The following is a 12986-nucleotide window of genomic DNA, read 5'->3' as shown; positions in this document are numbered from 1 at the left end:
GCCGCGCTCAGCTCTTCGCGGCGGCGAGGATCGCCGCGGCGTGCTCCTTGGGATCCACCTCGAGCCAGACCTGCTTGACCTTGCCGTCCTTGTCGATGAGGAAGGACTGGCGCGAGGCGAACTCATTGCGCAGCGGCACGCGGAATGCGCTGGAGACCGCGCCGCCTTCGTCGACGACGAGCGGGAACGGGAGCTCGTATTTCTGGATGAAGGCCTGGTGGCTCTGCGCGTCCTGGGTCGAGACGCCGTAGACCTCCAGCCCGGCGGCCTGGAGATCGGCCCAGCCGTCGCGCAGGCCCTGGGCCTGGACGGTGCAGCCCGGCGTGTCGTCCTTGGGATAGAAGTAGACGAGCACCTGCTTGCCCTGCAGGCTCGAGAGCTTCACCTCTCGGCCGTCGTGCAGCGTGAAGGTCACGTCGGGCGCGGCGTCGCCCGGCTTGAGCGCGGCGGGCTGGGCGGAGGCGCCCGCCTGCGAGGGCTTCTCGGCGGCCCCGCCGGGCGCGCTGGAAGGCTCGTTGCAGCCGGCGGCGAGGGCCAGCGCCGCGAGCGCGACGCCGAGGAGGGAGGCGAGGTGCGTTCTGCTCGTCATGATGAGGCGCATGGTCCCACCGGCCTCCACGGACGGCAAGCGAGCATCGGACGACGGCGCGCGCTGCGGCCGAGGCGGACAGCGCCATGCTGACGTTTGCAGGCGGTCCAGGGGCGCTGGCGAGAGCGCGCGCGACTCGAGGAGACTCGCCGGCAGGATGCCTGAAGACACCGTGAGTCAATCTCCCTTTCGGGCGTCCGGCGGCTCGATTCGAACATCACGCCAGAGCGGTGCTCGGACGAGAAGACTACGAGCCGCGCAACATACGCCAGGCGCCAGGCGCCAGGCGCCAGGCGCCAGGCGCCAGGCGCCAACGACGCTGACCTCGCCGGCCCCACGTTCGAGCGAGCAATGCAAAAACGTCCTGACCGAAAGCTAAGGTGGCGCCCGATGCGCAGTCCACGCTATATCTGCGGCTGCCATGCGCTGGACACCCGGGAAACGCAGTGCGAACCTACGAGATCTCCGCGGCGTCTCCGGCGGAGCGAAGCTCGGCGTCGGCGGGACGGTGATCCTGCTCGTGCTCTCGCTCGTCTTCGGGAAAGACCTCCTCTCCTCGGGGCTCGGCCAGGGCGTCTCGCTCCCCGGCGCGGGGAACGAGCGCGCGAGCTCGCCCGAGGAGGAGCGGCTCGTCGACTTCGTCTCGTTCGTCCTCGATGACACCGAGGCCGTGTGGAAGCAGGCGTTCAGCCGGACGGGGCAGACCTATCCGGCGCCGCAGCTGACGGTGTTCACCGACTCCGTGAGGTCGGGCTGCGGCGTCGGCGAGTCGGCCATGGGGCCGTTCTACTGCCCGGCCGACCGGACAGCGTACATCGATCTCGGCTTCTACCGCGAGCTCAAGGCGCGGTTCGGCGCGCCCGGCGACTTCGCCCAGGCCTACGTGCTCGCCCACGAGATCGGCCATCACGTGCAGAACGTGCTCGGGATCGAGCGCCGCATGCGCCAGCAGCAAGCCGCGCGTCCCGGCGAGCGGAACGCGCTCTCCGTGCGCATGGAGCTCCAGGCGGACTGCTTCGCCGGCGTGTGGGCCAACTCCACGGCGAAGCGCGACCTGCTCGAGGCGGGCGACGTCGAGGAGGCCCTCCAGGCCGCGTCCGCGATCGGCGACGACCGGCTGCAGAAGAGCGCGACCGGCAGGGTCAACCCGGAGACGTGGACGCACGGCTCGTCGGCGCAGCGGGTCGCCTGGTTCAAGCGCGGCATGAAAGGCGGCCGTGTCGAGGACTGCGATACGTTCGCAGAAGGCTCGCCCTGAGCGCGCGGCGCGCGCCCGAGACGGCCCGAGCCCCCGCGTCCGCCGGCGCTGAACGGCGCTGCACAATAAACGACAGCCGCTGAGCCAGCCCAGGGCGCCGCGTGCGCCGGACGGCCTCCGTCCTGTCGTGGTGTGTTCGAGACAACCACGAAGACGGCCTGCCGAGCTCGCGCTTCCTCGTCCGGACCGGGAGAGCCCAGACCACATGAAGAGCGGCTCGCGACAGCTCCGCGCGACGGTGTACCCTGCTCGCCCGCCGATGGTGTCGCCGCACGGTGTCCCGCGCTTCCCGCCGCAAGGCCGCCCCCTCCGCGATCGTGCTCGCGAGGGGACGCCGTGAGCCTGCGCGAGGCGACCGACTCCTGGACCGCCGCGCCGCGCTCGATCGCGGAGGTCATCGAGGACAGCCTCCCGCAGATCGAGGTCCGCCTGCGCCCGCGCGCCATCGCCACGGTCGTCGCGCGCGTCACGGCCGACCTGGGCGACGAGGAGCACCCGCGGCCCGCGCTGCTCGCCGCGCTCGCCCGGTGCGCCGACGGCGCGGCCGCCGAGGTCGATCGGCTGCGCAGCGCCGAGTCCGCGCTCGTGCTCGCCTACCAGTCGGCCGCCACCCCGGCCGAGCGGCGCGAGCTCCTCGCCCGGCAGCTCCGCGTCTGGGCGCGCGAGCGCAAGAAGGGCGGCGCCGCCTCCCTGCTCGGCTGGGCCGCCGCGCGCGTCGAGCAGACCGGCGACCTCTCGGCGCTCGCCCGCAACCTCGACCTCGAGGCGGCCCAGGAGCGCTTCGCCACGGCCATCGCCGACCGCCTCGACGAGATCGAGGTCGCCTACCACGCGCTCACCCACCTCGCGCAGCACCTCGACCCGCCCGACGCGCTGCACGTCGTGCGCGACGGCGGCGTCCTCCGGCTCGCCGTCGCGCACGCCGAGCCGAGCCGCCCCGCGCCCGTCCGCCGGTCCGCCCTGCTCGCGGCCGTCGCCCTCCTGCACCGCATCCCGGCGCGCGAGCGGCTCGGCCACCTCGGGCTCGACGCGGCCCGCTCGGTGCTGGCGTGGGCGCGCGGCGTGGGCGCGTCCCGCTGGGTGCAGATCGCCGCCCTCGAGATCGGCGTCCTCCTCTTTCCGGACGAGGCGTTCTCGCTGCTCGCCGATCGCATCCGCACCCGCGACCCGGCGGACAAGGACGGCCCCATCCTCCGCCGCAACGCCCTGCGCCTCCTCGGCGCGGCCGCGCGCCCGTCCGCCCCGGTGATCCCGCTCGGCGACGCGCGCGCGGCGAGCCCGGCGCGCCGCGCCGGCGCAGCCGAGGACCCGCGCCGCTGGAACGGCGCGCAGGCCGGCCGCGGCAGCAGGCCGAGCGTCGCGCCGGAGGTCGCCGCCCCCGGGGGCGCCCTCGACGGCCCCGACGGCGCCGAGGCGCCCGAGGCGCCCGCGCCCGACTCGGCGCCCCGGCTCAGCGCCGAGCCCGCCGCGGGCGCGCCGCCCGCCCGCGCGGCGCACACGAGCGCGGACCCGCTCGCGATCGCGCTCCTCGCCCGCGACGACCCGAGCGAGCACGTCCGCCAGGAGCTCGTGCGCCAGCTCCTCGCGCTCGGCGGCCCCGAGGCCCTCACGGCGCTCGCCGAGGTCGCCGAGGGCGACGGGTCGCCTCGCGTCCGCGGCTACGCCATGCGGGAGCTCTCGCGCTTCGCGACCGACCACGCGGACGCCGCCCCGTACGCCGAGCGCACCGTCCGCCTTGCCCTCGCGAAGCCCGGTCCGCCGCTCGTGTCCCGCGCGGCCCTCGAGGCGGTCCGCACGCTCTGCGCCGGGCCCTATGCCCCGCTGTCGCCGCCGACGTTCGTCGACCTGCTCGCCGAGTTCGCGAGCCGCCCGGCGATCTCGCCGGACCTGTCCGACGAGGCGGCCGCGGCGCTGCGGCTGCTCGAAGTCGAGAGCCGCCCGGTGGCCGAGGACATCCGGCAGGCGCTCGTCGCCGTCGCCTCCGAGCTCCTGGAGGGCGAGAGCGCGCCGGTCGAGATCCCGGCCGACGCCGAGCCCCGCGATATCGAGCGCGCGCTCGTGGTCGCGTCGCGCGGCGACATGACCTACACGCTCCGGCGCAGGGGCCGGGGCCGGTACGTGCTCACGCGCGGCGAGCCGCGCGGCTTCCGCCTCTGGCGGCTCCTCCACGAGATGCGCACCCCGATGCCGGACAAGCGCAAGGGGTGGATCCACTCGAGCGGCCGCCTGTTCGCGGGCGAGCTCGTCGCGCCGCCGGTCGGCATGGCGGAGGTCACGCCCACGCGCGTGCCGGGCGAGCGGCACGTCTACCCGCCCGTCGGCGGCTGGGGGCCGTTCGTCCCCCGCATCGACGACCTGCTCGCCGCCGCCAGCCTGACCCAGCGCGAGATCCGCCTCATCACGGCGCGCGGCACGGTCACGGTGCGCGCGCCGGCCAAGCTCGCGCACCGGCTGCGCGCCCGCGCGCTGCTCACGCTGCGCTACGACCGCTACGCGCAGGCCCGCATGCGCGCGCTCGTGGCGCAGGAGCCGGCCGAGCAGAAGAAGTTCACGCTGATGACGGGCGAGCTCGGCTTCACGGTCGCGCTCGGCGACACCGGCGGCGAGGTCGACGGCCGCCCGTACGCGATCGAGCCGCACCTGCCGGGCAAGTACCTCTCCGTCGCGCTGCCCTCGGCGTTCCAGATCGGACGCGACTGGCTCGTCGGCCCGTCGGTGCCCGTCTGGATCGACAGCTTCTTCTCGTACCTCGTGTCGCCCGCGGGCAACGTCCCCACGCAGCTCGCGTGGGTCGTGTTCCTCGTCCTCGCGTACATGGTGCTGCGGGCCGCGTGGATCATGACGCAGATCGAGCGCGCGCGCCGGGGCATCCCGCTCTCGATCGGCGGCTGGGGCACGCGCGGCAAGAGCGGCTCGGAGCGGCTCAAGGCCGCGCTGTTCCACGCGCTCCGGTACGACGTCGTCGTGAAGACGACCGGCTGCGAGGCGATGTTCATCCACGCCATGCGCGACATGCCGGCGCAGGAGATCTTCATCTACCGCCCCTACGACAAGGCGACGATCTGGGAGCAGCGGAACATCCTCGCTGCCGGGAGGAACCTCCGCGCGCAGGTGTTCCTGTGGGAGTGCATGGCGCTCCAGCCGCTCTTCGTGGACACGCTCTGCTCCGAGTGGATGCGCGACGAGATCACGACGCTGACGAACGCCTACCCGGATCACGAGGACATCCAGGGCCCCGGGGGCGAGGACGTCGCCCGGGTGATCGCGCGCTTCATGCCGACGGACGGGCTGTCGTTCACGACGGAGGAGCAGATGCTCCCGCTGCTCAAGGACCAGGCGCAGCGCAAGGGGACGAACCTCGTCGCGATCCCGCCGATCGACGCGGACCTGTTGCCGGTCGACCTCCTCGATCGGCTCCCGTACCAGGAGCACCCGCGCAACGTGGCCCTGGTGCTGGCGCTGGCGGATCACTTCGGGGTCGATCGCGAGTTTGCGCTGGTCGAGATCGCGGATCACGTGATCCTCGATCTCGGCGTCCTGAAGACGTACCCGACGGTGCAGTACCGGGGCCGGAAGCTGACGTTCTCGAACGGGATGAGCGCGAACGAGCGCGCCGGGTTCATGTCGAACTGGACGCGGCTCGCGTTCGACAAGCACGACATGGACGCGACGCCGGGCAAGGCGACGGTGGTGGTGGTGAACAACCGCGCGGACCGGGTCGCGCGGTCGCGCGTGTTCGCGCAGATCGTCGTGGAGGACATCGGGGTCGATCACGTGGTGCTGATCAACTCGAACCTCGGCGGGATGATGCAGTTCATCACGGAGGGGCTCGACGCGCGGCTGCGCGACATGGTGATCACGGGCGACGGGGGCAAGGAGCGCGCGCTCGAGCGCTTCGACGAGCAGATGAAGAAGGTGGGCGTCCCGGCGCGCGCGGGCGCGTTCGAGGACGATCTCACCCGGATGCTGCGCGCGCTGCCGACGCTCGACGAGGCGGCGGCGGCGGCGATCGTGGGCGGCCCCGAGGTGGCGGGGAAGAAGGGGGAGCCCGAGGCGATCGAGGCGGCGGTGAAGAGGGCCCTGGAGGCGCACGCGCCGCCTGCGGGCGAGGATGACATCCGCCCGGACATCGTCCACCACGCCGCGCGGCTGTCGCGGCGGCTGGCCCGGCGCGACAAGGCGCGCGCGGAGGTGGAGGCGGCGCTGTCGCGGGGCGCGGACGCCGAGGCCAACCAGGCGTTCCGGGCGGCGTTTCGCGAGCTGTCCCTCGACCGCATCGCGGTCCTGTGGAACGCCGACGCGAAGGGGGACAAGGTGATCGACTTCCTCACGCGCGAGATCCCGCCGGGGTTCGACGCGCGGCTGATGGGATCGCAGAACATCAAGGGGACCGGGCTCGACTTCGTTTACCGGTGGCTCTCGATGGACCGGGTGCGGACCGCGATCGAGCGGCTGCAGAGCAACCCGTCGGCGCGGCGCGAGGTGCTGACGTTCTTCCTGTCGTACTCGGATTTCGGCCTGATCGATCTCCGCGAGGCGCTCGCGGCGGTGCGCGCGGCCAAGGAGCAGGGCGGCGCCGGGTGGGCGGAGCACGCGAACCTGATCGACGGGGCGATCCGCAGGCTCGAGGCGCTCGACAAGGAGAAGACGGCGGCGCTCGTGGTGACGGGCAAGACGGGGGTCGGGACGAAGGTGCTGCTCCGGGTAGAGCAGTTCGTCGATCACATGGACTCGGTGCGCCGCACGCGGTGGGCGAAGATCGTGATGGATGACCTGTTCGCGATGCGCATCGGCCACGGCCAGGCCGCGCTGCTGCTGCGGGAGATCGTGGGGCGGCAGAAGGGCGGCTGGCTGGCGAAGGACCTCGCCAAGTGGGTCGAGAAGCGCCGGGCGTGGCTGGAGAGCCGGCGGAAGAAGCCGAAGAAGACCGAGGCCGCCGCGCCGCCGGGGGCGCCGGCGACGGAGCAGGGGTGACGCGGGCGCGGGCGGGCGGGAACGGGCGGGCGGGGACGGGCGGGGAGACGGGCGGGGAGGAGAGCGCTGCTGCCGCTGGAGGAGCGGCTGGGGGGAGAGGAGCCGGCAGAGCGGGCGGCACCGGCGCGAGCAGGGGCAGGGGCCGGGAGGAGGGCGGCGGCGTGCGCGTCGGATCTCCCGGGGGGGGGGGAGGGGGCGGGCGCCTCGCCTCCAGCGGGCGGATGCCGTACGCTGTCCGCCATGGGACAGGCTGCCAGGCGCACCGGGCTCTCGCCCGCGGAGTACCTCGCGTTCGAGCGGGCCTCCGAGCAGAAGCACGAGTACGCGAACGGCGAGATCTTCGCGATGGCGGGCTGCACCCGGGCGCACAGCCTGCTCGCCGGGAACATCCAGCGCGAGCTCGGCAATGCGCTGCTCGATCGCGCCTGCGAGGTCCACACCTCCGATCTGCGCGTCAAGATCACGTCCACGGGGCGTTACGTGTACCCCGACGCCTCCGTCGTCTGCAGCGATCCCGTGTTCGAGGATGCGGAGCTCGACACGCTCATCAATCCGAGCGTGATCGTCGAGGTGCTCTCCGAGTCGTCGGAGGCCTACGATCGTGGGGACAAGTTCGCGCAGTACCGGAGCGTCCCGTCGATCATGGAGTATGTGCTCGTCTCCCAGAAGGAGGTGCGCGTCGAGCACTTCCAGCGGCAGCCGGACGGCCGGTGGCTGCTCGCGATCCTGGGCCCCGGGCTGCACCTCGAGCTCGAGTCGGTCGGCGTCGTCATCGACGTGGATCGCCTCTACCGCAAGGTGCCGCTCGCGCCCTCCGCGGTCGACTGAGCGGCTCTCCTCGGGGGGCTCCGGGCGCGGCGCGCGTCATTGCGCTGGACGGCAGTACTCGTCCTGCGGGGTGACCGACTCCACGACGACGGTCGTGCCCTTCCTGATCACGAACTCGCTCAGGCCGACCTTCTGGCCCTCTGGGCTCCAGTCGTACGTGTAGCCGAGGCGCGTCCACGGATACCCATTCTCGCCGTAGGACGTCGCCTTCAGGGCGTTGAACCAGTCCACGTGCTCCTGTGGCGTGCCGGCCGGGAAGTCGAGATCGGCGGTCGAGTCGTCGATCTCCGGGTCCGGGGTCGGGCGGAATATCGACTCGGCCGGTACCCAGAGCGCCACGACGCGGTCCTTGCCGTTGCCCGGCGGCAGGCCGAGCAGCTGCTCCAGCCGCAGCGAGAGCTCCGCTTCTTCGAGGCCGCTCGCGCGGCAGAACGTCTGAAGCGCGGCCGCCGCCGAGGTCCAGACCTCGACGGCGAGCTCGGTTTCCTCGCCCACGAGCTCGTCATAGCCCGCGTACGACGTCCAGGTGACCATCAGCACACGATCGTCGGCGTCGCGGAGGAGCTCGGTGTTCTCGTCGTCGATCGCCGTCAACGTGTCCACGCGCTCGCTCTCCTCGGCGATCTCGGCGTCGGCGACGGCCGCCTGGTACAGCTCGACGAGGCGCGTCTCACCGCCGGCGCCGCCGCTCCCGCCGGCGCCGCCGCTCCCGCCGGCGCCGCCGCTCCCGTCTGTGTCATCGCCGCCGCAAGCGACGAGCAAGGCGCACGCGCAAACCCCCACCACCATCCAGTTTTTGCTCATATCTCCTCGATGACTCACGCCTGTCCCGCCGGCTCAGCGAGAGCCGACCGGACACCAGCCATCGCAGGCTACAACAACGAGGTGACCGGCGGTCTACAGCAACGAGCTCGCCGCACGAGGGGCTCATCCGCGCTCCTCTCGCGTATCCTCATGTGGCGTCGTGAAAGATGATACCTGACGTGTGACGATGTCCCGAGCGCACACGGCTGACACCGTGTCGCATATTGACCCGGTACACCCCCCGCGTGCCCTGCGCTCGTCCACGCGGTTCGCGGGTGGGGACGACCTTGCCACACGCGCTCAAGCGCCCGCCTCCCGGTCGAGCAGCGCGCGCTTGCGCTCGACCCCCCAGCGATAGCCCGACAGCCCGCCGTCGTTCCGCACCACACGATGGCACGGGATCGCCACCGCCAGCGCGTTGGCCGCGCATGCCTGGGCCACGGCCCTGACCGCCCTCGGCGCGCCGATGGCGCCGGCGATCTCTGCATAGCTCGCGGTCGTACCGGCGGGGATGTCCCGCAACGCCTGCCAGACGCGCTGCTGGAACGCCGTGCCGCGGACGTCGAGCGGCAGCTCGACCGAGGCGCGCGGGCTCTCCACGAGGCCCACCACCGTCGCGACGAGCTGCTCGAACCCGGCATCGGCGCCGATCAGGTCGGCCCGAGGGAACCGGCGCTCGAGATCGTGCGCCAGCGCCTCCGGGTCGTCGCCGAGCAGGATGGCGCACACGCCTTGCGCGGTGGCGGCCACCAGGATGGAGCCGAGAGAGCACTCCCCGATCGCGAACCGGATCTCCATCTGCGCCCCTCCGGCGCGGTACCTCGTGGGCGTCATGCCGAGCACCTGGTTCGACTGCTCGTAGAAGCGCCCGCCCGAGCCGTACCCAGCCGCGTAGATCGCCGCGGTCACGGTGCCGTCCTTGCCGAGCTCGGCCCTCACCCGCCGGGCGCGGTGCGCCGCCGCGTACGCCTTCGGCGTCACCCCCGTCACGGCCTTGAAGACACGATGCGTGTGGAACACGCTCTGTCCCGCGTGGCGCGCCAGCTCCTCGAGGCTCGGCACCTCCTCGCTGCTCTCGATGAGCCGGCACAGCTCGGCCACCTGGGCCGCCTGGCGCTCGGCCAGGGGGGGCTGGTCCGGTTTGCAGCGCAGGCACGGCCGGAAGCCCGCCCGCTCGGCGGCGGCCGCGGTCGGGTGAAAGCCGACGTTCTCGGGCCTCGCGGGGCGTGCGCCGCACGACGGGCGGCAGTACACGCCCGTCGTCTTGACCGAGTAGAAGAACTTGCCATCGGCGCTCGCGTCGCGGGAGATCACGGCTGTCCAGCGAGGGTCGCTCTCCACCACGACGGCGAGCCCATGGGCCTTTCCCGGCATGTCGTCTGCCTCCTTCCGGCGCTTCTTGCGGGTCACGAGGCGAGCTTAACCCGCGCCGAGATCGCCGCACTCCGGGTCTTGCTCTCGAATTCGTCGACGCCGGCGAGGTGTCGGAGCTCGACCTGGCGGACCCGGCGAGCCGCCGGGCTCGCCCTGGATCTCGCGTCCGCGCGGCTTCAGCAGTGGCGCCCGAGGGCCGCCGCTCCTCTTGAGCGGACACGGCGGGCCGTTGTCGGGTTGAGTCGCGCGCCGTCTACGTTTAACCTGCGAGCTCCCCACGCTCGGAGGAGGCGACTCGGCGAACGCCAGTGTGCAAGCTCAACCTGGGCTCGGGCGCCTCGATCCGCTGTGAGGGCGGGAGTACCTGCGACCTCACGTGCGACGCGGACTGTGTCGTGACGTGCGTCGAGGCGGCGCAATGCAACGTGAGCTGCGGCGCCGATGGCACGCCCGGCGTGACGTGCCCAGACGGGCGCCTTGGTTGCGGCACGGCGTGCTGAGGAGCACGCGTTCGGTGTGGGCCGCGGCGCCATTTCCCCGGCGCCAAAGGCCCCCTGCGGGCCCTCCGCATCCAGGCCCCGCCCTCGCTGCGGTGGTCAGCCCGGGCGCGTCGGCTGCCGGACCGAGTACTCGGTGCCCGAGCGGAAGGGCACCGTCATCGACGCGAAACCGTGGCGCGGGTCGCGCACGTAGGCGACGTAGTCGCGGTAGTCGGCCTTGAAGACGCCGACGTTGTCGGTCACCACCACGGCGCCCGGACGCAGGGCCGGGGCGACGAGCTTCAGCACGTCGAGGGCCCGCAGGGGAAACCCATCGTTGAGCATGAAGTCCACCTCGCCGAGGTCCGCCCGCAGCGTCTCCGTCGCGTCACCCACGCGGATCTCGGCGAAGGACGCGAGCCCTGCCTCCTCCAGGTTCGCCTGCGCGCGCCGCGCCTTCTCCGGCAGGAGCTCGGTGCCGATGACGCGGCCGCCGCCGTTGTCGCGCACCGCCGCCGCCAGCCACAGCGTCGAGACGCCAAAGGACGTGCCGAACTCGACGATCGTCCTGGCGCGGAGCGCCCGCGCCGTCAGGTAGCAGAAGGCGCCCTGGTCGCGCCCGAGCGCGAGGTACTTGTCGGCGAAGTCGAGCTCCGTCCCCGGGGAGTCGACGCGGCGGCCGAGGAGCATCCGCGGGAGCTGCGGCAGGAAGTGGAGGAGGACGCCCGGCACCTGCCGGTCGGCCTCGTCGTGGAGGCGCCGCAGCACGGCGCGCACCCGCCCGTCGGGCAGGACAGCGAAGGGATCGGACTTCATGGTCGGCCTCGGGTCAAGGACACATATTCTCGGAGCATTCGCTCGCCCTCCTCACTGGCATTGCCGCTAGCGCTGAACACCGGAGAACCCCTTCCGTCCTGGGGCCCAGTAGGCCACGTTGGTGACCTGCTTTGCGGGGACGCCTGCTCGCCGTACCGCCTTGTAGAGGCGCTGGATCGACGACGCCCTCCCGGTGAAGACGCATCGCGTCTGCGGCGCAGCGCCGAGCGCGCTCGTGAGGTCACTCTCGATGCGATCGAGGTGACGATCCTGCGGCTCACGCGTGGTGAGCGTCACACCGTTGGTGACGCCGATCCGCTCGAGCGCGATGCGCGAGGCTCCCTCGGATTCCACCTCGAACGAGAACGCAACTCCTCGCATTCCCTCCGGCGTCGCTCGAATCGCGGCCGCGGTGCCGAACGAGGTTTCGTCGCCGAAGAAGATCATCGGCCGATTCACGGCGCCGAGGTCCAGCGCCGAGCGCGGGCCGACGAGGAAGAGCTGCTCTCCGATCGTCGCCGACGCGAGCCAGCTCGACGCGATGCCGTGGCCGTGGACGTAACCGAGAAACCGGGTGGTGCCGGCTCGCAGATCGAAGGAGAGCGGCGTGTACGCTCGCCCGGCCAGGCCGGCGAAGCCGATCTGGATCATGTCGCCGGGGGTCCAGCGGCGGTCTTCGAGATCTTCTCCGACGAGCGTGACGAGGCGGAACGCATCGCCCACGGGCTCGACGTCGCGAACCCTGGCGCGGCGCGAGACGAGCCGATGGAACGCGGACTCGACGACGCCTAAAGGCGCGGTGGAAGGTGGGGGCACGAGAAGAACATAGCGACCGGCGCGGTTGACCGCATTGCGCAATCAGGACAAAATGTTTTTCAGGACGGCCATGGCAGCGAAGCGGCGGAATTCGAGGGCGACACGGATTGCGCATCCGACGGGCTGGACGATTCGCGGAGACGTCCAGGTGGCGAACGAGCCCCGTGGCGCGGCGGCGTCGCTCGAGTCGCTCGCGAGCCGTGTGGTGCTCGATGCGCGCGGGCGCTGGAAGATCGCGGTCGCGCGACCGGCGAACGCGATCGGGCTCAGCATGGCGAGCGGCGGGCTCGAGAGCGAGCCTCACGCGCACCGCGAATCGCAGCTCATGTACCTGGTGCGCGGAGAGCTGATCTGCGAAGCGTCGAGCGCCCTCTGGATCGTGCCGCCGCAATCGGCGCTGTGGATCCCCGCGTCGCTGACGCACCGGATCCGCGCGCGCGCGCCGCTCGAGGGCTACTGCGTCTTCGTCGAGCCCGGCGCGGCGCCGAACCTCCCCCCGGATTGCTGCGCGGTGTCGGTGACGCCGCTCTTCCGCGAGCTCTTGCTTCGCCTGGCGACGCGCCCCGCGCTCTACGATCTCGACGGACCGGACGCGCGCCTGGTGAGCGTGCTCCTCGACGAGCTCGCGACGGTCTCGATCGAGAAGCATCGCCTGCCGATGCCGATCGATCCGCGGCTCCGTCGTCTGGTGGATGCGATGACCGCCGATCCGGCGAACCGCGCGACGACGAAGACGTGGGCGCAGCGAATCGGCGTCGGCGAGCGCACCTTGAACCGTGTCCTGGTCGAGGAGACGGGCTTGAGCTTCGGCCGCTGGCGCCAGCAGCTCCACATCATCCTCGCCATCCAGAAGCTCTCCCGCGGCGCGACCGTGCAAAGCGTGGCGCTGGACCTCGGCTACGAGAGCGCGAGCAGCTTCGTGACCATGTTTCGCAAAGCTCTTGGAATGTCGCCCGCGCGGTACATGGCGAGCCGCCTGGCCGCGCCAGCTTGACTTTATCGACGGAAGGGCGCCGACTGCTTGGCCGAGAATCCGTTGAGCGACGGG

Annotated in this window: 10 protein-coding genes; 4 read left to right on the top strand and 6 right to left on the bottom strand. The window is 72.1% G+C overall.

Features of this window, described 5'->3' with window-relative positions; translation table 11 throughout:
• Nucleotides 1–7: 7 nt before the first annotated feature.
• The gene (locus tag WMF28_RS37175) at nucleotides 8–589 is read right to left on the bottom strand and encodes a peroxiredoxin (RefSeq protein WP_437598290.1); all 582 of its coding nucleotides are present in this window, start codon (nucleotides 587–589) and stop codon (nucleotides 8–10) included.
• A 421-nt stretch (nucleotides 590–1010) separates the two neighbouring features.
• Here WMF28_RS37175 and ypfJ point away from each other — a divergent pair, with 421 nt between their 5' ends.
• From ypfJ to WMF28_RS37160, 3 genes are all read left to right on the top strand, one after another.
• Nucleotides 1011–1847, top strand: coding sequence for a KPN_02809 family neutral zinc metallopeptidase (ypfJ, locus tag WMF28_RS37170; RefSeq protein ID WP_437598289.1), 837 nt, complete (start codon nucleotides 1011–1013; stop codon nucleotides 1845–1847).
• A gap of 336 nt (nucleotides 1848–2183) precedes the next feature.
• Complete coding sequence (locus WMF28_RS37165; protein ID WP_437598287.1) at nucleotides 2184–6821, top strand: capsule biosynthesis protein CapB; 4638 nt, start codon at nucleotides 2184–2186, stop codon at nucleotides 6819–6821.
• A 240-nt stretch (nucleotides 6822–7061) separates the two neighbouring features.
• Nucleotides 7062–7649 (top strand): Uma2 family endonuclease, encoded by a 588-nt coding sequence (locus WMF28_RS37160; RefSeq protein ID WP_437598285.1) that lies wholly within the window; start codon nucleotides 7062–7064, stop codon nucleotides 7647–7649.
• A gap of 36 nt (nucleotides 7650–7685) precedes the next feature.
• On the opposite strand, the gene WMF28_RS37155 is transcribed toward WMF28_RS37160, so the two are convergent.
• The 5 genes from WMF28_RS37155 to WMF28_RS37135 form a co-directional block, all read right to left on the bottom strand.
• A complete protein-coding gene (locus tag WMF28_RS37155; protein ID WP_437598284.1) occupies nucleotides 7686–8453 on the bottom strand; it encodes a hypothetical protein in 768 nt (255 codons plus the stop codon).
• A gap of 148 nt (nucleotides 8454–8601) precedes the next feature.
• Nucleotides 8602–8850, bottom strand: coding sequence for a 2OG-Fe(II) oxygenase (locus WMF28_RS37150; protein ID WP_437598283.1), 249 nt, complete (start codon nucleotides 8848–8850; stop codon nucleotides 8602–8604).
• Nucleotides 8754–9827 (bottom strand): bifunctional DNA-binding transcriptional regulator/O6-methylguanine-DNA methyltransferase Ada, encoded by a 1074-nt coding sequence (gene ada / locus WMF28_RS37145; protein WP_437604350.1) that lies wholly within the window; start codon nucleotides 9825–9827, stop codon nucleotides 8754–8756. The genes WMF28_RS37150 and ada overlap by 97 nt, the downstream gene beginning before the upstream one ends.
• Nucleotides 9828–10423: 596 nt before the next feature.
• Nucleotides 10424–11122 carry an O-methyltransferase gene (locus WMF28_RS37140; protein WP_437598282.1) on the bottom strand — a complete coding sequence of 233 codons (699 nt, stop codon included), beginning with the start codon at nucleotides 11120–11122 and terminating at the stop codon, nucleotides 10424–10426.
• A 66-nt stretch (nucleotides 11123–11188) separates the two neighbouring features.
• Nucleotides 11189–11938: a siderophore-interacting protein gene (locus WMF28_RS37135; protein WP_437598281.1), complete on the bottom strand. Its 750-nt coding sequence runs from the start codon at nucleotides 11936–11938 to the stop codon at nucleotides 11189–11191.
• A gap of 148 nt (nucleotides 11939–12086) precedes the next feature.
• On the opposite strand from WMF28_RS37135, the gene WMF28_RS37130 reads away from it, so the two are divergent.
• Nucleotides 12087–12932, top strand: a complete 846-nt coding sequence (locus tag WMF28_RS37130) for an AraC family transcriptional regulator (RefSeq protein ID WP_437598280.1) — start codon at nucleotides 12087–12089, stop codon at nucleotides 12930–12932.
• Nucleotides 12933–12986 lie beyond the last annotated feature (54 nt).

This window comes from Sorangium sp. So ce590 (genome assembly GCF_051521365.1).
In the GTDB taxonomy this organism is placed as follows: Bacteria; Myxococcota_A; Polyangia; order Polyangiales; family Polyangiaceae; genus Sorangium.
The sequence above is the reverse complement of the archived record's forward strand: the minus strand, read 5'-3'. Positions and strand labels throughout refer to the sequence as shown.

Bases quoted from the DNA above. Each gene is read 5' to 3' on its own strand.
- WMF28_RS37175 (WP_437598290.1), bottom strand. From the start codon at position 589: ATGACGAGCAGAACGCACCTCGCCTCCCTCCTCGGCGTCGCGCTCGCG.
- ypfJ (WP_437598289.1), top strand. From the start codon at position 1,011: ATGCGCTGGACACCCGGGAAACGCAGTGCGAACCTACGAGATCTCCGC.
- WMF28_RS37160 (WP_437598285.1), top strand. From the start codon at position 7,062: ATGGGACAGGCTGCCAGGCGCACCGGGCTCTCGCCCGCGGAGTACCTC.
- WMF28_RS37155 (WP_437598284.1), bottom strand. From the start codon at position 8,453: ATGAGCAAAAACTGGATGGTGGTGGGGGTTTGCGCGTGCGCCTTGCTC.
- ada (WP_437604350.1), bottom strand. From the start codon at position 9,827: ATGCCGGGAAAGGCCCATGGGCTCGCCGTCGTGGTGGAGAGCGACCCT.
- WMF28_RS37140 (WP_437598282.1), bottom strand. From the start codon at position 11,122: ATGAAGTCCGATCCCTTCGCTGTCCTGCCCGACGGGCGGGTGCGCGCC.